Annotated in this window: 19 protein-coding genes and 1 other annotated feature; of the genes, 17 read left to right on the forward strand and 2 right to left on the reverse strand. The window is 43.5% G+C overall.

Annotation, left to right across the window (positions count from 1 at the left end):
* The first annotated feature begins 781 nt into the window (after window positions 1-781).
* The 7 genes from Ga0466249_RS17590 (at window position 782) to Ga0466249_RS17620 (ending at window position 7,948) form a co-directional block, all read left to right on the forward strand.
* The gene (locus Ga0466249_RS17590; protein ID WP_215830790.1) at window positions 782-1,033 is read left to right on the forward strand and encodes an ACT domain-containing protein; all 252 of its coding nucleotides are present in this window, start codon (window positions 782-784) and stop codon (window positions 1,031-1,033) included.
* A gap of 21 nt (window positions 1,034-1,054) precedes the next feature.
* On the forward strand, window positions 1,055-2,047 hold the full coding sequence (gene ilvC, locus Ga0466249_RS17595; RefSeq protein WP_215830791.1) for a ketol-acid reductoisomerase: 993 nt from the start codon (window positions 1,055-1,057) through the stop codon (window positions 2,045-2,047).
* Between the two features lie 32 nt (window positions 2,048-2,079).
* A complete protein-coding gene (gene ilvB, locus Ga0466249_RS17600) occupies window positions 2,080-3,747 on the forward strand; it encodes a biosynthetic-type acetolactate synthase large subunit (RefSeq protein ID WP_215830792.1) in 1,668 nt (555 codons plus the stop codon).
* Between the two features lie 110 nt (window positions 3,748-3,857).
* Window positions 3,858-4,119, forward strand: a binding site (T-box leader).
* Window positions 4,120-4,171: 52 nt separating this feature from the next.
* Complete coding sequence (locus Ga0466249_RS17605; protein WP_215830793.1) at window positions 4,172-4,423, forward strand: ACT domain-containing protein; 252 nt, start codon at window positions 4,172-4,174, stop codon at window positions 4,421-4,423.
* Window positions 4,424-4,444: 21 nt separating this feature from the next.
* Window positions 4,445-5,437 carry a ketol-acid reductoisomerase gene (gene ilvC / locus Ga0466249_RS17610; RefSeq protein ID WP_215830794.1) on the forward strand — a complete coding sequence of 331 codons (993 nt, stop codon included), beginning with the start codon at window positions 4,445-4,447 and terminating at the stop codon, window positions 5,435-5,437.
* 22 nt (window positions 5,438-5,459) lie between these two features.
* Window positions 5,460-7,133: a biosynthetic-type acetolactate synthase large subunit gene (gene ilvB / locus Ga0466249_RS17615; RefSeq protein ID WP_215830877.1), complete on the forward strand. Its 1,674-nt coding sequence runs from the start codon at window positions 5,460-5,462 to the stop codon at window positions 7,131-7,133.
* Window positions 7,134-7,309: 176 nt separating this feature from the next.
* A complete protein-coding gene (locus tag Ga0466249_RS17620; RefSeq protein WP_215830795.1) occupies window positions 7,310-7,948 on the forward strand; it encodes an NUDIX hydrolase in 639 nt (212 codons plus the stop codon).
* A gap of 115 nt (window positions 7,949-8,063) precedes the next feature.
* Here the strand turns inward: Ga0466249_RS17620 and Ga0466249_RS17625 are convergent, their stop codons facing one another.
* A complete protein-coding gene (locus Ga0466249_RS17625; protein ID WP_215830796.1) occupies window positions 8,064-8,342 on the reverse strand; it encodes a hypothetical protein in 279 nt (92 codons plus the stop codon).
* Between the two features lie 394 nt (window positions 8,343-8,736).
* Between Ga0466249_RS17625 and Ga0466249_RS17630 the strand changes: the two genes are divergently transcribed.
* The 9 genes from Ga0466249_RS17630 (at window position 8,737) to hemL (ending at window position 18,368) form a co-directional block, all read left to right on the forward strand.
* Entirely contained in the window at window positions 8,737-9,831 is a 1,095-nt protein-coding gene (locus tag Ga0466249_RS17630; protein ID WP_215830797.1) for a glycosyl hydrolase family 18 protein, read from the forward strand.
* A gap of 94 nt (window positions 9,832-9,925) precedes the next feature.
* Entirely contained in the window at window positions 9,926-10,165 is a 240-nt protein-coding gene (locus Ga0466249_RS17635) for a cation transporter (RefSeq protein ID WP_215830798.1), read from the forward strand.
* 96 nt (window positions 10,166-10,261) lie between these two features.
* Entirely contained in the window at window positions 10,262-11,587 is a 1,326-nt protein-coding gene (locus Ga0466249_RS17640; protein ID WP_246588836.1) for an LCP family protein, read from the forward strand.
* A 122-nt stretch (window positions 11,588-11,709) separates the two neighbouring features.
* Window positions 11,710-12,360, forward strand: a complete 651-nt coding sequence (locus Ga0466249_RS17645) for a precorrin-2 dehydrogenase/sirohydrochlorin ferrochelatase family protein (RefSeq protein WP_246588847.1) — start codon at window positions 11,710-11,712, stop codon at window positions 12,358-12,360.
* Window positions 12,329-13,645: a glutamyl-tRNA reductase gene (gene hemA / locus Ga0466249_RS17650; protein ID WP_215830800.1), complete on the forward strand. Its 1,317-nt coding sequence runs from the start codon at window positions 12,329-12,331 to the stop codon at window positions 13,643-13,645. Before Ga0466249_RS17645 ends, hemA begins: the two co-directional genes overlap by 32 nt.
* A complete protein-coding gene (gene hemC, locus Ga0466249_RS17655; protein WP_215830801.1) occupies window positions 13,605-14,528 on the forward strand; it encodes a hydroxymethylbilane synthase in 924 nt (307 codons plus the stop codon). The genes hemA and hemC overlap by 41 nt, the downstream gene beginning before the upstream one ends.
* An 11-nt stretch (window positions 14,529-14,539) precedes the next feature.
* The gene (cobA, locus tag Ga0466249_RS17660) at window positions 14,540-16,069 is read left to right on the forward strand and encodes a uroporphyrinogen-III C-methyltransferase (protein WP_215830802.1); all 1,530 of its coding nucleotides are present in this window, start codon (window positions 14,540-14,542) and stop codon (window positions 16,067-16,069) included.
* Window positions 16,066-17,049 (forward strand): porphobilinogen synthase, encoded by a 984-nt coding sequence (hemB, locus tag Ga0466249_RS17665; protein WP_215830803.1) that lies wholly within the window; start codon window positions 16,066-16,068, stop codon window positions 17,047-17,049. Before cobA ends, hemB begins: the two co-directional genes overlap by 4 nt.
* A 2-nt stretch (window positions 17,050-17,051) precedes the next feature.
* On the forward strand, window positions 17,052-18,368 hold the full coding sequence (gene hemL / locus Ga0466249_RS17670; RefSeq protein ID WP_215830804.1) for a glutamate-1-semialdehyde 2,1-aminomutase: 1,317 nt from the start codon (window positions 17,052-17,054) through the stop codon (window positions 18,366-18,368).
* 59 nt (window positions 18,369-18,427) lie between these two features.
* On the opposite strand, the gene Ga0466249_RS17675 is transcribed toward hemL, so the two are convergent.
* On the reverse strand, window positions 18,428-20,581 hold the full coding sequence (locus Ga0466249_RS17675) for a cell division FtsA domain-containing protein (RefSeq protein WP_215830805.1): 2,154 nt from the start codon (window positions 20,579-20,581) through the stop codon (window positions 18,428-18,430).
* Window positions 20,582-20,805: 224 nt separating this feature from the next.
* Between Ga0466249_RS17675 and Ga0466249_RS17680 the strand changes: the two genes are divergently transcribed.
* A complete protein-coding gene (locus Ga0466249_RS17680; protein ID WP_215830806.1) occupies window positions 20,806-21,651 on the forward strand; it encodes a DegV family protein in 846 nt (281 codons plus the stop codon).
* Window positions 21,652-21,657: the final 6 nt, after the last annotated feature.

Below are 21,657 nucleotides of genomic sequence, written 5' to 3' on the forward strand. Positions count from 1 at the left end.
ACTTGTGAGTGCTGTTTTTGTTTTATGTGCGCATATAAGTGCAATTTATGGAGAAGACCGTTCAGTGTGATTCAGCTACGATGACTGTCGAGTACGTGAACGGAGTCGTACTGATAGGTACCGAAGAGAGCGCACGCAGACGGGAAGAAGTAGATGGATTGCAATGGACGTCGAGGCTGCTCTAAGGGGATCCACCTGTTCCCATACCGAACACAGAAGTTAAGCCCGCATACGCCGAAAGTACTTGCGACGGCCACGGATGGCCTAGTGCCGAGCGCGCCATGGATGGCAAAGCGCTCGGTCAGGCCTGGGAGGATAGGGAGTTGCGTGGTCTTTTTGCTGTGCTGATTTCTTCTTTGTAGCAGTTTTTCTTAATTGTTTACATGTTTACTAAATGTTACAGTATTTTTGCGATAAAAGTGTAAAAACAAGCTTGACAGAACCTTAAAGTAATGTAATAATAGAACCTAATCAAACTTTACAAAGTTACACAATGATAGTTAAAAGTAATGACTAGGAAAAAGGCATTAGTAATCTGCTTACAGAGAACCGGTGGGGCTGAGAATCGGTGCGGGACTAATTGCGAATAACTCACCTAGGAACTCTTTCTTGAACTGCACAGTTTCTTGTGCTTACTAAATGAAAGCGTCACCTGCACGTTATAGCAGAAGCGGATTTAATAAGCCGTATGGAGTGAATAAAGGGTGGTACCGTGCGAATTGCACCCCTGCTAAGTAAACTTAGCAGGGGTGTTTTTTATTGATTAAAAGGAGGAGTCCACGTGAAAGAACAGTTGTGTATGATAGTTGAAAATCAGCCGAACGTCTTACTGCGAGTTTTTCGTCTCCTAGCACGTTATGGACTGAATGTCGATTCTCTTTCAGTTATATCTACTCCTGATCGCCGACTTCTTGAAATTACTTTAATAGCGGAAGAGGAGAGTGTAAATCAACAACTTGTAAAAATGTTACACAAGTTAATTGAAGTAGTGGAAGTCAAATTGACAGGAAATCAAGTTTTTCAAAAAATATAAACAAAAACGAGGAGAGATATTATGGCTAAGATGTATTATGACAAGGATGCAAAATTTGGAAAAATGAAGGATTTAACTGTGGCTGTTATTGGCTATGGTAGTCAGGGCCATGCTCATGCTTTAAATTTGAAGGAAAGCGGTGTAAATGTAATTGTCGGACTTTATGAAGGAAGTAAGTCTGTTGACAAGGCAAAATCAGCAGGGTTGACAGTAGCGACAGTTGCCAAGGCAACTGCTGCAGCGGATGTTGTAATGGTGCTGATTCCTGATGAAAAACAAGCAAAGGTTTATGCTGAAGAAATTCAACCTAACTTAAAATCGAACAGCGCTTTGGCCTTCGCTCATGGCTTCAATATCCATTTTAATCAGATTGTTGCACCAGCAGGTGTCGATGTGTTTATGGTTGCGCCCAAAGGCCCTGGTCATCTTGTACGTCGTATGTATGAAGAAGGAAAGGGCGTGCCCTGTTTGATTGCTGTTCATCAGGATGCAACAGGCGGTGCGCAGGACTTGGCACTTGCTTATGCCTGTGGCATTGGCGGCACGCGTGCGGGTGTTCTTATGACGACATTTAAGGAAGAAACAGAAACAGATCTCTTTGGTGAACAGGCTGTTTTGTGCGGGGGGCTAACTGCTCTTATCAAAGCAGGTTTTGAGACACTTGTTGAGGCGGGCTATCAGCCGGAAGTGGCTTATTTTGAATGTCTTCATGAAATGAAATTAATTATTGATTTGATTTATGAAGGCGGCATGGCCAAAATGCGTTATTCTGTCAGTGACACAGCGGAACAGGGCGATTATGTGACAGGGAGTCGCATTATAACGGATGAGACTCGAACAGAAATGAGGAAGGTCCTTCATGAAATTCAAGATGGGACGTTTGCTAGAAACTGGCTGTTAGAAAATATGCTGAACCGTCCAGCTTTTACAGCGGCACGCAACAAAGAGGCAGCTCATCCAATCGAGCAAGTGGGCAGGACACTGCGTGAGATGATGCCGTGGCTGAAAAAATAGTGTTCTAATTTATGAAGGCGAGGTGATAGCTAATGAAGTTACCAGGGGCTGAAGTTATTATTCAGTGTCTGCTTGAACAAGGCGTCGATACCGTATTTGGTTTCCCTGGAGGAGCTGTCATTTCTCTTTACGATGCTCTTTACGATGCGCCAATTCATCATGTACTGACTGTGCATGAGCAAGGCGCGATTCATGCTGCTGACGGCTATGCTCGTAGCAGTGGGCGCCCGGGTGTTTGTATCGTTACATCTGGACCGGGAGCGACGAATATTGTTACAGGTCTTGCTACAGCGTATATGGATTCGGTGCCTCTTGTTGCTATTACGGGACAGGTGGCTACCAGTCAGATTGGCCGGGATTCCTTTCAGGAAACGGACATGATCAGTATGAGTATGGCTATTACAAAGCATAATTTTTTAGTGACTGATCCTCAGCAATTGGCTGTTACTATTCGCAGGGCGTTTAAAATTGCTGTCGAAGGACGGCCGGGACCGGTGCTTATTGATATTCCAAGCAATATTCAAACGATGCTGATTGATTATGAGCCACTAGATGAGTCTATGGGTGAAAAAGCAGATCAAACGGAAATAAGGGAAGAATATTATGATCAGATTTTGCAGGCCCAGTCAGCTTTACAAGCAGCGCAGCGCCCCGTTATCTTAGTTGGCGGTGGTGTTATTCGGGGAAATGGTAGCCGAGAACTGTATGCTTTTGCTGAGCGTTGCCGGGCTCCTGTTGTCAGTACTTTGATGGGGTTAGGTGGTTTTCCAGGGTCTGATGAGCGATTTTTAGGTCTGACAGGAATGCATGGACATATACTTGCGAATCAGGCCATCATACAGGCAGATGTGATTATCGCTGTAAGTAGCCGTTTGAATGAACGGGTTACAGGAAGTCGCAGCGGTTATGGCAATGATAAAATGATTGTTCATATTGATATTGATCCATCTGAGCTGGATAAGAATATTGGCGTTTACGTCGGGCTTGTGGGTGATATTCGTCAGACACTGACAATGCTTGCTAAGAACTTCCCAATTCTTTACTATGATTCTTGGTGGCAGGAGATTCGAGGATGGCAGGAGAAAGTTCAATACCCAAAAGAACGACAGCTTACGGCACCATGGATTATGGAGTATTTGAATCAGACACAGGCCGGGAAGCCGACAGTTTATGTAACGGATGTCGGACAGAATCAAATTTGGGCGGCGCAATACCTTTCTATTGAACGACCACGTAGCTTGATTATGTCCGGTGGTTTTGGAACAATGGGTTTTGGCCTTCCGGCTGCGATTGGAAGCACTTTTGCTCAGCCGGACAGTCAGGTTATTCATATTGCCGGCGATGGAGGTTTTAAGATGACTGGCATGGAGCTATACACTGTGGCACGCGAGCAAAAAAGGATTTTGTCCATTGTTCTTGATAATCAAAGCTTAGGAATGGTCCGTCAGTGGCAGACGCTTTTTTACAATGAACGGTATTCGCAAACACTGCTAACAGAGTTTGATTTTGCACAATTTGCAGAAGTTTGTGGTATTCAGGGCATGAAGGCCGCAACGCAGGCCGAATTTGTTGAGGCTTTTCAAAAAGCTGCAAATAGTGGTCACTCTGCAGTTATTGTTGCAAAAATACCGGATAATCAACTGGTAATGCCGATGATGACACCGGGGGGGACGCTTGGCGATTATGTTGCTGTTCCGTGAATATTTCCAAATTCAAATATTTGTATTGACAGTCTATTTTTGCTATTGTATACTTAATTAAAGTTACACAATGAATTAATAACCAATGTAACATAATATAATAGATGTAATTAAAAGTTGTGATGGAGATATTTATGTATCTGTCTGTTTCAGAGAGCCGGTGGTTGGTGTGAATCGGTAGCAGAAATATATAATTGATCACTCCTGAACTGCAAGGCTGAAGTTTGTAGTAGGCCGCGCCGGAAACAGCTCGTTATGAGCGCAACCGTTATATTGCTAGGGTTGTTAGACCTGATGAGAGATGTATGAGTTTTGTACGATTAGCTCATGCGAATAAGGGTGGTACCGCGAGATTAACCTCTTGCCCCTTGATTAGTTCAAGGAGGTAAGAGGTTTTTATTTATTTAAAAAGGGAGGAGTCTACATGCAAGAACAGTTGTGTATGGTAGTGGAAAATCAGCCGAATGTATTATTACGGGTATTTCGTCTCCTAGCACGTTATGGACTGAATGTCGATTCTCTTTCAGTTATATCTACTCCTGATCATCGTCTTCTTGAAATTACTTTAATAGCGGAAGAGGGGAGTGTAAATCAACAGCTTGTAAAAATGTTACACAAGTTAATTGAAGTAGTGGAAGTCAAATTGACAGGAAATCAAGTTTTTCAAAAAATATAAACAAAAACGAGGAGAGATATTATGGCTAAGATGTATTATGACAAGGATGCAAAATTTGGAAAAATGAAGGATTTAACTGTGGCTGTTATTGGCTATGGTAGTCAGGGCCATGCTCATGCTTTAAATTTGAAGGAAAGCGGTGTAAATGTAATTGTCGGACTTTATGAAGGAAGTAAGTCTGTTGACAAGGCAAAATCAGCGGGGTTGACAGTAGCGACAGTTGCCAAGGCAACTGCTGCAGCGGATGTTGTAATGGTGCTGATTCCTGATGAAAAACAAGCAAAGGTTTATACTGAAGAAATTCAACCTAACTTAAAATCGAACAGCGCTTTGGCCTTCGCTCATGGCTTCAATATCCATTTTAATCAGATTGTTGCACCAGCAGGTGTCGATGTGTTTATGGTTGCGCCCAAAGGCCCTGGTCATCTTGTACGTCGTATGTATGAAGAAGGAAAGGGCGTGCCCTGTTTGATTGCTGTTCATCAGGATGCAACAGGCGGTGCGCAGGATTTGGCACTTGCTTATGCTTGTGGCATTGGCGGCACGCGTGCGGGTGTTCTTATGACAACATTTAAGGAAGAAACAGAAACAGATCTCTTTGGTGAACAGGCTGTTCTGTGCGGTGGGCTAACTGCTCTTATCAAAGCAGGTTTTGAGACACTTGTTGAGGCGGGCTATCAGCCGGAAGTGGCTTATTTTGAATGTCTTCATGAAATGAAATTAATTATTGATTTGATTTATGAAGGCGGCATGGCCAAAATGCGTTATTCTGTCAGTGACACAGCGGAACAGGGCGATTATGTGACAGGGAGTCGCATTATAACGGATGAGACTCGAACAGAGATGAGGCAGGTCCTTCATGAAATTCAAGATGGGACGTTTGCTAGAAACTGGCTGTTAGAAAATATGCTGAACCGTCCAGCTTTTACAGCGGCACGCAACAAAGAGGCAGCTCATCCAATCGAGCAAGTGGGCAGGACACTGCGCGAAATGATGCCATGGCTAAAAAAGTAGGTGAATGGAGAGGTGATTGTTGATGAAGTTGTCAGGGGCTGAAGTCATTATTCAGTGTCTGCTTGAACAAGGCGTTGATATCGTATTTGGTTTTCCAGGCGGAGCGGTACTTCCACTTTACGATGCTCTTTATGATGCGCCAATCCATCATGTACGGACTGTGCATGAGCAAGGCGCGATTCATGCTGCTGACGGCTATGCCCGCAGCAGCGGCCGGATAGGAGTTTGCATTGCTACATCTGGGCCAGGGGCGACGAATATTGTTACAGGTCTTGCTACAGCTTATATGGATTCGGTGCCTCTTGTTGCTATTACGGGACAGGTGGCTACCAGTCAGATTGGCCGGGATTCTTTTCAGGAAGCTGACATGATTAGTTTAAGTATGGCCATTACAAAGCATAATTTTTTAGTGACTGATCCTCAGCAATTGGCTGTTACTATTCGCAGGGCGTTTAAAATTGCTGGTGAAGGACGGCCAGGGCCAGTACTCATTGATATTCCTTGCGATATCCAGATAATGCAGATTGACTACCAGCTGCCTGCGGAAACTATGGAGGCTGCAAAAGCGGAACAAGGAGAGCTGGCAGGTGAAGCGCTTAGTCAAGAAATACTTATGAAGGTTCAAAATCTTCTTCAATCAGCCCAGCGCCCGGTTATTCTTGTAGGCGGTGGTGTCATCCGAGGCAGTGCAGGCCCAGCCCTTTATTCCTTTGCACAAAGATGCAGGGCTCCTGTTGTTAGTACATTAATGGGATTAGGTGCTTTCCCTGGCTCAGAGGATCAGTTTTTAGGTCTGACGGGAATGCATGGACATATAAAAGCGAATAATGCTATTAAGCATGCTGATGTTATTCTTGCTGTAAGCAGTCGTTTTAGTGACCGGGCGACAGGAAGCCGCGGCAATTATGGTAATGATAAGATGATTGTTCATATTGACATTGATCCTTCAGAAATGGATAAGAATGTTCATGCTTATGTCGGCCTTGTTGGTGATATTCGGTGCACATTGACACAGTTAACGGCAATCTTGCCTAATCTTAGCTATAATTCGTGGTGGCAGGAAATTACATCATGGCAGGAAGAACGCCAGTGTGAAGCAGGTGATGATCTCACGGCACAGTGGATTATGGAATATTTGAATCAAGCTCAGGCTGGAAAACCAACGGTTTATGTAACAGATGTCGGGCAGAATCAGATGTGGGCAGCGCAATTCCTTACAATTGAACGCCCACGCAGCTTCATTACGTCAGGCGGATTTGGAACAATGGGCTTCGGTCTTCCAGCTGCCATCGGTGCTAAATTTGCCCAGCCAGATAGTGATGTTATTCATATTGCAGGTGACGGGGGCTTTAAAATGACTGGCACGGAGCTTTATACTGCGGCGTGTGAACAAAAACCGATATTATCCATTGTGCTTGACAATCAAAGTCTGGGAATGGTTCGACAGTGGCAGCAACTATTTTATAAAGAGCGGTATTCTCAAACGCTGTTAAAGGAGTTTGATTTTGAACAATTTGCTGCATCGTGTGGCGCTCAGGGCATGAGAGTTACCACACAGGTCGAGTTTGATCAAGCTTTCCGCAGAGTTGCAGCCAGTCATCAATTAGCGGTAATTATTGCAAGAATACGGCCTGAACAGCTTGTAGTACCGATGATGACACCGGGCGGAGTACCTGGCGATTATATTACATTTTAAACGATGCTAGATTTTATTTATAAATATTTCTTCGGCTCTTACGATAACAGTGATTCTTATATTTGAAAGACAGCTAAAAATGGTCTTTACTTTTTTAGCTTAGGGAAGGTTTTTTTTTGATTTAAAAGGAATACACTGGTTATAGAAAAAGGTAAGGCTGAGGAGTGGACAGAAGCGTGAATATAGCAAAGCTTTCTGTAAAATTAAAGCAATATGAAGAACAATGTTTTCAATTGATTTCTAATGAAGAAGATTATTTTTCATCGGCTGTGTTAATTCCACTTGTGCAAATTGCTGGAGAGTGGTCCATCGTTTTTGAGGTGCGTTCGCAGGACCTCACTTGGCAGCCAGGAGAAATTTGTTTACCTGGCGGCAAGGTAGAAAAAACAGATATGAATTCAGCCATGACAGCTATTCGTGAAACAACGGAAGAACTGGGAATCCTCTCTACAGACATTCAATTGTTAGGGTCATTAAAATGCCTTGTAAGTCCTCTTGGTGTGATTATTTGTTCACATGTTGGTATCTTGAGTGATTATGCCCATATTCGGCCGAGTCAGAGTGAAGTAAGCAAGGTATTTACTGTACCCGTTACTTTTCTTTTGGAGCATCCGCCTCTTGTTGCACAGATGGAAGTTGCTACACGACCATCCGAAGGTTTTCCTTTCGATCTTGTGCCAGCTAATTTTAATCGAGACTGGCGAAAACGTAGTGCCTATTCTGTCTTGTTCTATCAATATCAAGAGTATGTAATTTGGGGATTGACAGCACGTGTTATTTATAGTTTTTTGGAGATTTATAAGGAACTGCCTTAGTTTCTCAGCTGTGTTTTTTGCGTATTTATAAAAAGAGAAGTCAGTATCACTTTTGTTGTGATACTGACTTCTCTTTTTATAAATTACGATTCAATCATTGATCTTTCAAAATAAATTATGAAAGACTATTGGTTGTAATACGCCATTTTTGTCCGTGGACAGCTTGATTGTACAAATCCGTCAAAGTTTGAAAAATAGTCGCTTTTTTGATTGTTCGTTTTTTCGTCAATAAGGAAAATTTAAACCAATGTCCCTCCCGTGACAATAAGTAAAGGGCCTTGTCCATTTCAAGTAACAATGTCTTGGAAGAAGAACGATTGAGCGCATCTTCAAGTAACTTTACAGCGCAGCCATCTAATGGCGGCATAGGGGATAATAAACTTTTTTGAGTCATAATATACACCCTCCATTGTCCTTGTATATGTGGGTTCTGGCAGACATATTTTATCGTCGCTCAGGAACTTGTTCTTATTATATCATTATTTATTATATACTTGTTGTAATTTTTAGAATTTCATCATAAAATAAGTCCAACCTATAGGATAATGAAAAAATTTCCAGTACCAAAAAGGAATCGCGGGAAAAGAAATTCTCTGATGAAGCTGTTCAATTAGCTTATACGAGAAGTTATGACGATTGGTGGTTCATTTATTCCTTAATTTAAGGATTTTATTATTTTTAAAATCCGCTTGCTTTGGCAGGCTGGTTTTTTTGAGCATAAGATATTTTTCCACCGCTCATACTATCATCAACAAGGTTTAATGAAAAAATAGCGAAAGGGTGAAATTATGCGAAGGTCGATTGGACTCGCCACTTTAGTTGTTACCTTTTTTGTTATGATGACAGTATTATTTGTTGGTGGCTGTATGAGTAAACCAGCGCCAAAGCCGCTCCAAGATATGCCGAAAGGCATGGATAACCAGGCCGTACCACCCATTATCATGCCTGCGCGGATGGTCATTGGTTATTATGAAAATCCTTATCCCGGAACACCAGATAAAACAGGTTCATTTCCCAGCATGAAAACTTTTGCTAAAAGCATGACAGGTGTCGGTCCCTTCTGGTACAGGGCTACGAAAGATGGCACGTTAGAGACGAAAGAAAGCCAAATGGTCTATGATACGGCGCGACAACTGGGATTAAAAGTATTTCCCTTGATTACGAACAAGACGGGGGCAACGGATGGAGTACTAGGCGATCCGGCCATACGTACCAAGGTTATTGGCAATATTGCGAAAATACTTTCTGAAAAACAATATGATGGGGTAAATATTGATTTTGAACTGTTGCCACCGAAACATCGCGATAATTTAACGGCTTTCATGGCCGAATTGTATGATAAAATACATCCCATGAATAAGTTGGTGATTATCTCTGTATTTCCACAAGTGGATGTTGCACCAGATGTTTCAGGAGCCTATAATTATGGAGAATTAGCAAAAAATTGTGATTTTTTACAGATAATGACATACGATCATCATTGGTCAACTTCCCCACCCGGCCCAATTGCTGACATTCATTGGTATGAAAAAAATATTCAATATGCTATTAATGAATGCGGCGGTCCGCAGAAGGTGATCATTGGGGTTGGCGCTTATGGCTATGATTGGCCTAAAGGAGGATCAGCTGATACGATTAACTATGTTGATGCGATTGTGCAAGCTGAAAAGAGTGGTGCTAAGATTCAATATGATGAACAATCACAATCGCCCTGGTTTAAATACAATGATCGTGAAGTATGGTTTGAAAATGAAAAAAGTGCTGCTGCAAAATTGGATGTTATCGCTAAGTACAATCCTGCAGGCATTGCTATTTGGCGGCTAGGACAGGAACAGCCGGAAATCTGGAATTTAATCGATAAAAAGTTCCCAAGGCAACAATAATTGTGAAAAACCTGCTTATTCATGGTGATGAGCAGGTTTTTCCTGAGAAAAAGAGAATGAGTGTATTATTGTTTAATTTGAGGAGGTTGGTATTATGAGTGAAACAAGTGGGGATCCTCGCGCTTCTTTAAATAAGGCAGTCATCAAGGTGAACGGAATGACTTGCAATCATTGCAAACAGTCCGTAGAAACAGCTGTTCTCGGTTTGCCCGGTGTCATGAGTGCTCTTGTTGACTTACAAGAAGGAACATTGACAGTTGACTTTGATCACAAAAAAACCACCCTAACCCAGTTGAAAGCTGAAGTTGAATCGGTTGGTTTTGATGTGGTATAAAAATCTTGACTGACTTTGTCGGATGCTGATATAATAAACAAAGGCCCAACTAGTTGGGCCTTTGTTTATTATATCAGCAAGAGGAGGCAAACTTAGATGTCAGCAGGCTCTATGGGTCAAAGATTGGAACGTAAACGTAAAGTTCGAAGAAAGCGCATAGCAATTGGAGCTATTTTCTTGCTATTCATAGCCCTTGTGGCTGCGGCTTCTTTTTACTTTTTTGATAATGATTTTAGTAAAGCGAAACCAGCTACAAGCGAAGGTTCAGGACAAAAAGTAAATATTTTAGTTTTAGGTGTTGATGAACGCGACGATGATGTGGGACGCTCGGATACGACATTATTATTGACGGTAGATTCGAAAGAAAAACAGGCTTCGCTGTTGTCTATTCCACGTGATTCGCGGGTGAAAATTCCTGGTCACGGCTATGATAAGATTAATGCTGCTTATGCTTATGGCGGACACCGTCTTTCTGAACAGACTGTGGCTGACTTTGTTGGTGTACCTGTTGATTATTATTTACTAATCAATTTTGCCGCGTTTGATAAAATCGTTGATGCTATTGGCGGCGTGGATATTAACGTGGAAAAACGAATGCATTATGAAGATCCCTATGATAAACTGGTCATTGATTTGAAACCAGGTATGCAGCATCTGGATGGAAAGACAGCTATTCAATATGTGCGGTATCGTGATGAAGAAGGCGACATTGGTCGTGTGGGCCGTCAACAAAAATTTATGAAAGCTATATTGGATCAAGTGACAAGTCCCATGGTCATTCCAAGAATCCCTGGTATTATTGCGGAGGTCGCTTCAGCGGTGAAAACGGATTTGACCATCGGCGATATGATGAACTTAGCTAAAATTTTAAATGAAGTTCACAAACAAGGGTTGCACACCGAAATGGTGTCAGGTAAGCCCGCCTATATTCAGGATATCAGTTATTGGCTGCCTGATGTAGTATCTGTACGTCAATACATGGCACGGGTGATGGGTATTTTCGATAGCAAATATTTGGCGACCGCTGAAAAAACTGCAACGGAATATACAGAAGCCGTACCGAAAGAAATGAAAATAGTCGATCTGCCCAAGACGCAACCTGCTCAGTCTGCACCAAAGCCAAAAGATGCTGTGAGCAAGCCTGTTATGGCTCCCGTCAGTAAGGTGCGTGTGGAGATTGTAAATTCCAGTGGGGTGAGTTCTACAGGAGCGAAGATTGCTGCCATAATGCGTGAACAGGGATTTGAGGTCTCGTCTATTACACAGGGAACCCCGACAGCAAATACTGTAGTTATTTCTCATACGAACAATAGTGCTGTCGTCGATAAATTAAATAGCTTGGGTTTTCGTTGCGCCGTCCAGGTAAAACGGGATGAAAATAGTAATTCTATTACTGTCATTGTTGGTAAAGATAATAATTGATTGTCTATTCATGGAAGTCCTTAGGGCTTCTTTTTTTTTGCTTTTTTGCTCATACTATAGTCAGGAAAAAGGAATCGCTCCGTTTAGCGCGAATCTTATGAATTAAGAAGAATAATGTGGTGATGGCTGTGCCTTTTTATCCAATTAATTTGAATTTGACAGGAAGACAGTGTGCGGTGATTGGTGGCGGTCTTGTTGCGGAACGAAAGATTGAGACACTCTTAAAAGCAAATGCCGTAGTGACTGTGTTTAGTCCCAAACTGACTGTACGATTGTCACAACTTGCTGAAAGACACTGTCTTTCAGCTTATTTGCGTACTTATCAGGCTGGGGATCTTGCGAGCTACTTTCTTGTAATTTGTGCGACAAATGATGCTGACATGAATCGTCAGGCTGCTTTGGAAGCTAAAGCAGCTCATGGACTTGTTAATATTGTCGATGATCCCACTCTCTGTGATTTTATGGTACCAGCGCAAGTAAGACGCGGTGATCTCTTACTTACTGTATCAACGACAGGGGGGAGTCCAAAGTTTGCCAGACTTATTCGTCAGCAATTAGAGACACAGTACGGTGAAGAATATGGACTTTATCTTGACTTATTAGGTAAAGTTCGCAACAATTTACAGCAAGGAAATTTATCATTAGAGCAGCGGCAGAAATTTTGGCAAGAGTCTTTAGATGAAGATATTCTTGCTTTGCTAGCCGCTGGAAAGCTCAAAGAGGCGGAGGAAAAAATTCGTTATGCAGCTTGTAGTATTGGGATTAAATCATAAAACAGCCCCTGTTGATGTGCGGGAATGTTTTTCTTTTAGTGATGAAGAAATCCATAAGGCCCTAAAATATTTATATGAATATGATGATATTCGGGAATGTGTATTGCTCTCTACTTGCAATCGGACCGAAATGTATGCTGTTGTGGATGATGCCGACGATGCATTACCGACGATGCAATGTTTTTTTGAGCGTATTTCAGCTCGCCCCATTGATATGAAAGAATATATCTTTTATTATCGCGAAGTCGACTGTATTGAACATTTATTTCGTGTATCGGCCAGCTTGGATTCGCTTGTTTTAGGGGAAGGTCAGATATTGAGTCAGGTGAAGAAAGCTTATTCTATTGCTCGTGATTTAGCGACGACAAGTACGGTACTCAATACGCTGTTCAACAGGGCTATTGCTGTGGGCAAGCGCGTTCGCACAGAGACGCGGATTGCCTTTAGTGCCGTATCTGTTAGTTATGCAGCAGTGGAGCTTGCCAAGAATATTTTGGGGAAGCTCGACGAATCCAATGTTCTTGTGTTAGGTGCTGGCGAAATGAGTGAACTCACAGCGCGTCATTTAGTGTCAAACGGTGTAAAAACTGTTTTTGTGTCCAATCGCCGCTATGAGCGGGCCAGTGCTTTAGCTGAAAAATTTCATGGTGTTGCCGTACCTTTCAATGATTTTATGAATTGTGCTGTTGACGCGGACATTGTGATTACATCGACAGGAGCTCCCCATTATATTATTCGTACGTGGGATGTGGCTCATTTAATGCCCAAGCGTAAAGGACGCCCCATTGTTTTTATTGATATCGCTGTTCCGCGTGATGTAGAACCAGAAGTGGAAGCGATGGCAGGTGTCAAATTATATAATATTGATGATCTCGAGGCTGTTGTTCAGTCAAATATGCGCCAAAGACAGCAAGAAGTGGTTGTGGCTAATAAAATTATTGCTGAAGAGCTTCAGGACTTGGTCCAGAAGTTTCGTTATCTGTCGTTCCAACCTGTCTTCGCCCGTTTGACAGCGAAGGCGGAAGAAATTCGCCAAAGACAACTGAAAAAGGCTCTTGCCAAGCTGCCTGATTTGATGCCGGAAGAGAAAAAAGTCATTGAAAATATGTCAAAAATGATTGTACGCAAGTTACTTCGTGATCCCTTTGTCAAAATCAATGAAAGTGCCGGGACGGATAAAGAGGACTATTATTTGAATGCTTTAAAGAAATTACATAACCTAGATATTATTGGAGAGGGTGCTCATGATGAAACAACAACTTGTCATCGGTACGCGCGGCAGTAAGCTGGCGCTCTGGCAGGCTGAATATATTGCCGAGTGCCTGCGTAAACAGCATAAAGAGCTAACTGTCACTTTAAAGCATATTGTGACGACAGGCGATAAAATTTTAGATGTACCGCTAGCCAAGATTGGCGGCAAGGGGCTGTTTACAAAAGAATTGGAACTTTCCATGTTGCATGGTGAAATTGATTTAGCTGTACATAGTCTGAAAGATATGCCGACAGAGCTTCCACAAGGTCTGTCGCTTGCCGCGATTACACAGCGCGCGGATCCTTATGATGCCTTTGTGAGTACGCGTTATGCAGCGCTTGATGACCTGCCTCAAGGGGCAACGCTTGGCACATCCAGTTTGCGGCGCAAGGCGCAACTTCTTCATTATCGACCCGATCTAGTCATTCGTGACCTGCGGGGCAATTTAGATAGCCGACTGCGGAAATTGGACGAGGGACAGTTTGATGCCATTATTTTAGCAGCAGCAGGACTTAAGCGGTTGGGCTGGGGTGAAAGAATTAGTCAGATTTTACCCCCAGAGATTTGTTTGCCTGCCGTGGGACAAGGGGCACTGGCGATTGAAGCGCGCCAAGGGGACTCGGAAGTTTTTTCCAAACTGGAATTTTTAAATCATGAGCCGACTTATCTTGTTACCACAGCTGAACGGGCTTTTTTACGAACAGTCGAAGGCGGCTGTCAGGTTCCTGTCGGTGTTTTTGGTCAATGGCTGGAACATGAAATTTGTCTTGAGGCTATTATTGCCTCTGTTGACGGCAAAAGGTTGCTGCGTCAAGTAGTGCGGGCGCCCAAAGAACAAGCGACAGAAAGTGGCTGTGTATTGGCAAAAAAAATGCTTGATTTAGGTGGACGACAAATTTTGGATGAAATTAGATAGGGGGATCTCTGTTGGATAAGAAGGGCATCGTTTATTTAGTCGGCGCAGGGCCGGGCGATTATAAATTAATTAGTGTAAGAGGTCTTGAATACTTAGAACAGGCTGATGTCATTGTCTATGACAGACTAGCTGATCCACGCCTGCTTCAGCATGTAAGGCCAGATGCTGAAATGATCTATGTGGGTAAGGCTTCAAGTCAGCACACGATGAAGCAAGGTGATATTAATCAATTGCTTGTTGATTTGGCTAAGCAAGGCAAGGCCGTTGTACGTCTCAAAGGCGGCGATCCTTTTGTATTTGGCCGGGGTGGGGAAGAAGCGTTGGAACTTGTAAAAAACGGCCTGTCTTTTGAGATTGTTCCTGGCATTACTTCAGCCATTGCCGTACCGGCTTATGCCGGCATTCCTGTGACACAGCGTGGCGTAGCTACATCTTTTGCTGTTATTACGGGTCATGAGGATCCAACGAAGGCTACCTCAACGATTCGTTGGGACAAACTGGCTACGGGGGTAGATACACTAGTCTTTTTGATGGGTGTAGAGAACTTGCCTTATATTACGAAAAAATTGCAGGAAAATGGTCGCTTGGCTGATACGCCGGCAGCCATTATCCGTTGGGGAACGAAGCCTGAGCAGCGTGTGGTGTTAACGACGGTTGGTAAGGCGGCAGAGGATGCTGTGCAGCAAAAGATTCAGTCCCCGGCGATTTTTCTTGTGGGTGACGTTTGCGCCTTACGCAATGATCTGGCTTGGTTTGATCAAAAACTGCTGTTCGGTAAAAAAATTCTTGTTACAAGAGCTCGGGAGCAGGCCAGTGCTTTGACAAGTCAACTGGAAGTGCTTGGTGCGCAGTGTCTGGAAGCGCCAGTTATTAAAATTGCACCGCCTGATAGTTATGTTTTGCTTGATGAAGCCATTCAAAACCTCCCTCATTATGACTGGATTATTTTTACCAGCGCTAATGGTGTGACAGCCTTTTTTGATCGACTTAGTGAGGCCGGACTTGATGCACGGGCCTTAGCAGCTAATAAAGTTGCGGCCATTGGATCGCAAACAGCGGAAAAAATGCGCAGCCAGGGCATTGTGGCTGATTTAGTTCCCATGGAATTTCGGGCTGAAGGTATTGTGGAAGCCCTTGGGTCCGAGCTTACGTCAGGCATGAAGGTACTTATTCCCCGGGCGCTTGTGGCGCGGGATCTTTTACCGCAAAAATTGATTGAAATGGGTGTAGATGCTCATGTTGTTCCGGCTTACCAAACGATTGCGGCTGAAACGGATGGTGCCGTAATTGCGGCGCAGTTAGAGCAGGGAGAAATTGATCTTATTACATTTACAAGCTCATCTACAGTGTTGAATTTACTGCAGCTGCTGGGGCCAGAGGGAAAGAATCTTATCAATCAGGTTAAAGTAGCTTGTATTGGACCCATTACGGCTGAAACCTGTTTAAAACAAGGCATTGAGCCGGATATGATTGCTAAGCAGTATACAATTAAAGGGCTTGTTTCAGCCATTACAACTTATTATGAGGGGGAACAACAATGAAGGATCTGTTACACCGTCCGAGAAGACTTCGCATTTCAGGCGGAGTACGTAATCTTGTAAGAGAAACACGACTGACATCTCATGATCTTATTTATCCTCTATTTATTGTACCTGGGGAAAAGATTCGAGACGAAATTTCCAGTTTGCCTGGTATCTGCCATTTGTCTGTTGATGAAGCGGTGAAAGAAGCACGTACGGCTTATGAACTTGGCATTCAAGGCGTACTTGTATTTGGTTTGCCGGAATATAAGGATGAAGAAGGCAGCAGTGCTTGGGATATGAATAGTCCGGTACAAAAGGCTGTGGCAGCTATTAAACAGAATTTGCCAGGGCTCGTAGTCATTACGGATGTCTGTCTGTGTCAATATACGACAACAGGTCATTGTGGTTTGATTAAAGGTGAAACAGTTGATAATGATTCGACACTCGATTTATTAGCCAAAGTGGCATTAAGTCATGCTAAGGCTGGCGCTGATATGGTGGCACCGTCTGATATGATGGACGGACACGTGGCTGTCATGCGTGACTGTCTGGATCATCATGATTATAGCCAGGTGGCGATTATGGGGTATTCAGCGAAATATGCTTCAGGTTACTATGGACCTTTTCGTGAGGCAGCCGATTCGGCGCCTCAGTTCGGTGATCGCCGTACATACCAGATGGACCCTGCCAATGCCCGCGAAGCTCTGCGTGAAGTACAGCTTGATATAACTGAAGGTGCCGATATTGTTATGGTGAAACCGGCACTAGCTTATCTCGACATCATTCGGCAGGTACGTGACCGCTTTGATGCGCCTGTTGCAGCTTATAATGTCAGTGGCGAATATGCCATGGTGAAGGCTGCGGCGCAGAATGGCTGGATTGATGAAAAGCGGATTGTCCTTGAAACACTGCTTGGCATCAAACGGGCCGGTGCGGATATGATCATTACCTATCATGCGCTTGACGCCGCCAAGTGGCTGGCAGAACAGGAGGATTGATTGTGACCTTTTTACTGGAGAAATCAACTAAGGCTTTTGCAGAAGCCAAAGAATATATTCCGGGCGGTGTGAATAGCCCCGTGCGTTCTTTTCGCAGTGTCGGCGGTACGCCGCCTTTTATTGCCAGTGCACATGGCTCTAAGCTGAAAGATATTGATAACAATGAATATATTGATTATGTTTTGTCATGGGGCCCGTGCATTTTAGGTCATAGTCATGAAAAAGTCACAGCGGCGTTGCAGCAGGCTGTGATGCAAGGAACAAGCTATGGCGCACCTACCATACTTGAAACAAAAGTATCTAAGCTGATACGAGAAATTATGCCTGCCATTGAGCGAGTACGTATGGTGAATTCCGGTACAGAGGCCACCATGAGTGCCCTTCGCTTGGCACGCGCTTATACGAAACGTACGAAAATTGTTAAGTTTGCTGGCTGCTACCATGGTCATCATGACAGTTTACTTGTTACAGCAGGTTCCGGTGCGGCTACGTTTGGCGTGCCTGACAGTCCGGGTGTCCCTGACAGCATTGCGACAACGACCTTGACAGTACCTTATAATGATGCAGCGGCGTTAGAAAGATTGTTTGCCAAGCAGGGCGAAGAGATTGCTGCTGTCATTATTGAACCTGTAGCAGGTAATATGGGCTTAGTTTTACCCAAAAAAGGGTATCTTGCACAGGTGCGCAAAATTACGGCTCAGTATGGAGCCTTGCTGATTTTTGATGAAGTCATGAGTGGTTTTCGTTGCGCTTTTCATGGTGCGCAAGACTTATATAATATTCAACCTGATTTGACTTGTCTAGGGAAAGTCATTGGCGGTGGCTTGCCTGTTGGTGCTTATGGCGGTAAGGCTGAGATTATGGAGTTGATTTCACCTGCTGGCCCTGTCTATCAGGCGGGTACCTTAAGCGGCAATCCCCTGGCAATGACGGCAGGTTATGTGACGTTAACGTTACTCAAGGAACAAGCTGAGGCCTATTATGCTTTCCTGACTAAGCAGACAGAGAAGCTCACAAGGGGCATGAAGGCTGCTGCGGAAGCTTTTGATCTTCATTATCAGTACCATCATGTAGGTTCCATGTTTAGTATGTTCTTTAATGGTGCTGATGTTGTGGATTATGAGACAGCTAAGCAGTCTGATGTGGAGGCTTTTAGGGTATATTTTCATGCCATGCTGAGTCAGGGCATTTATTTGGCGCCGTCGCAGTTTGAATGTGCTTTTATGTCGCTGGCTCATAATGATGCCGATATTGAGCAAACCATTGCTGCCAGTAAAAATGCCTTCCGTGAGGTCTATGAATTTAATAAAATGCGCTAAGTGTAATACTAATAAAAAAATCCGCCTCAGGCGGATTTTTTTATTAGTATGTTGTTGCTTTATTCCCGGGTTTCTGTGTGAGTTTTAATCGTTACAGCGATTTGATCGCCGCTTTTTACTAAGCTCGTATATTCGGCAGCTACGCCATTGAGCAAAACTTCAATTTTACTTGCGCCGCTTGTTGCAAGCGGCGTAAAGTTAGCCGCAAGCATGACATGGCTGAGCATGGGTTGGATTTGCGTTGTTGTACAATGAATGAGGCTACCGTCAGGTGCTTCATCTTCGGGACGTTTTGTTTCGCCATTGACTGCAATATGCCAGCTCTGGACAGGAACTTGGCAAGGTTTGTTGTTAAAAGTGACTGTCATATATTCGCTGCAGTCTGTTGTAAGACCTAAAACTTGATAGAGTTTGGGTACAACTGGATATTCAATCTCAATTTCATCCAGGGGAGCAACAGTTGCAGTGCGTTCTACTCTTCGATGATTAATTTGATATTTTGCTTCCACAAGGTAGGAGCGAAGTGAGCCGTTAATTGTATAAGAATATTCTTTTTGACCATCGTCATAGTTTGTTAACTGTAAAATTTCGTCTAATGTTTGTGCTTTATGGCAGACAATTTCATCGCGGTCAACAAGCGGTGTTTCCGGCAGGGCGTGTTTTCCGTTTACCCTAATGAGTGGATGAATAGAATAGGGCTTATTGTTAATCGTTACTGTCCAAGGTTTTGGCAGCGTAATAAGGTCTTGAACTTTCGGGGTCGGGCTTTGGCCATCGATACCCTTTTTAACGATGAGTTCATCTTGATCATGAATTTCAGCTTCATAAGACGCTTGTTTGCCATTGATGGTGATAGAGCCCATTTCACCATGCTTGCCCGGAACAAAAGTCGTTGTGCCATTAAGAGTGAGAGTAAGGCCTAGTCCCGGATGACCCTTGAGCTCCCGTACATTAATGCCGCCAGCAAGCAAGGCATCTGCTACAGAGAGATGTCCTAGATTAAATACCTTGAGCGGCGTGTTATTTAATGTAATAGAAATAAAATTTAGATGGCGACTTGTTGATAATTTTAGAATACCGAGTGGTGTAACGAAATCCGGCGCTTTAAGTTCATCCGGAATGATCGGAATGTCTTCAATTGATTCAGGACGACGAATAGCTACGCGCATTTCGTCCAGTTCCAAGGCATGAGCAACAGCTTTTGGAAGCAGTGGTGTGAGGGATCCTCCGCCTACAAGCAGAACGGCTTGAGGGGGTGCCGTGTTTAGCGTTAGAATTTCTTTGGCAATGGCCTGGGCTAAATCATTTACTGTCGTTTCAATGCTGGAAATTATTTCTGATGAAGTTAGTTCATGCGATAGTCCAAGCACATCAACAAAAGGTATTTTGTTTTCAGGGTCGTCCGTTAGTTTACGTTTGATTTGTTCAGCTACGTTAAAATCAAGCAGATATTTTTGGGATATGGCTTCGGTTATTTCATCTCCGGCACAAGGAACCATGCCATAGGCCACAACAGAGCCGGATTTTGTTAAGGCCACATCGGATGTGCCTGCTCCGATATCAACGAGTGCCAAATTTAAATGGCGCATGGTGGGCGGAATGAGTACATGAATGGCTGCAATTGGTTCGAGCGTAAGCGTCGCGATTTCAAGGTCAACAGAGTGAACAGCCGATTCGAGGGAATCAATAACTTGGCGGGGTAGAAAGGTTGCGATAATTTCAGCATTGGCTACTTTTCCTCGTTGACCAACGAGTCTTTTGAGGTTGAGACCATCGAGGGAAAAGGAAATAACGCTGTAGCCGACGCAGTAGTAGTCGGTTGGGTTGGGGATGGAATCTGATGTAGCTAATTGGCGTTGGGCATTTTGAATGGCTGCCAGTTCTAATGATGTTTCATCTTGAACCGTGAGAATATTATTATTGAAGGTGTCAATTTCAGCTGAGCTTTTTATGGTACACAAAGCGCGTCCCGCAGCAGCTACGGATACTTGGCCAAGTGGTCCGACCTGTTCCTCGAGGCGGCGTTTTACGTCTTGAATGACTTTCGCTACTTCAACAACATCATGAATTTGTCCATCAAGCATGGCCCTCGTATGATGTTCTTGTCGTTCATAGCCGACAATGCGAATTATTTGGCCATCTTGTTCCCCAACTAGGCCGACAACGCTACGTGTGCCAATATCTAAAGCAAATAAATGCTGTGGTGTGTCCATCTTAAACTCCCTTCGGGCTTTTTTTTACATGTTCGTCTTCTATCACCTTTTCCCCTTTAAATCTTGGCAAATCATTGGTGTTTGTAGTAGCTTTTAGTGAAAATTCACAGGAAATACCTGGAAATAATCCTGGCTAACCCAAGGAAAGGGACTTTGTAGTATATTTCAGTAGCATAATTTGCTACAATATAAGAAACAGTATTTTGTATAAAAGGAGTGCTATTGTGGCTAATATTCAAATCGTTCTTGATAGTACAGCACATGCTTTGCCAAAGTGGCTGTTAGGCCATCCTTGTGTACATATAGCGTCACTTACTGTGGAAGTAGGCGGCAAAGAATATGAGGAAGACCAGTTGTCAACGGAAGAATTATTCGCCTTGATGAATAGTAGCGCTAGCCATCCGAAGACATCGCAGCCCCCACCGGGGACTTTTCTATCCATATATGAATCACTGCTCAAAGATGAGTGCGATATTATTGTCATTACTTTAGCAGAGGCTTTGAGTGGTACCGTACAGAGTGCCATTCTAGCTAGAGAACTTTGTTCTAAGCCTTTGCGCGTACATGTTGTCGATTCAGTTACAACCGCTATTGGTATGATAAAACTAGCTGAATATGTTATGGCTGCGGCTGAGCGTGGGCAAAGTGTGACAAATATTTTACAAGGCCTTTCTTCTGCTGTGTCAGCCACGCATACGTACTTTTTGCCAGGAACACTAGATTTTTTATATAAAGGAGGCCGCATTGGTGGTGCGGCAGCCTTGGTTGGGTCGATTCTACAGATTCGTCCTGTCTTGTATTTGGCACAAGGCAAGGTAACGGTGCTTGAAAAGGTTCGTACCCGTCGCCGAGCCATCGATAAATTAGTAGATCAAATAACGAAAATGCCTTCGTTCGCTTATTTAGGCATTGTTCATATTGCGAATGAGGAAGAAGCAGAACAACTTGCCAAACGTTTATCAGCGCTTTTTCCTACTGTACCTGTGATTATTTCAACAGCAGGTTCTGTATTGGCTGCTCACTTGGGACCCGGATTGTTGGGTGTGATTTTTCAAGAAAAGGTCTTATGAAAAAAC

The organism is Pelorhabdus rhamnosifermentans, assembly GCF_018835585.1.
GTDB lineage: Bacteria > Bacillota > Negativicutes > UMGS1260 > UMGS1260 > Pelorhabdus > Pelorhabdus rhamnosifermentans.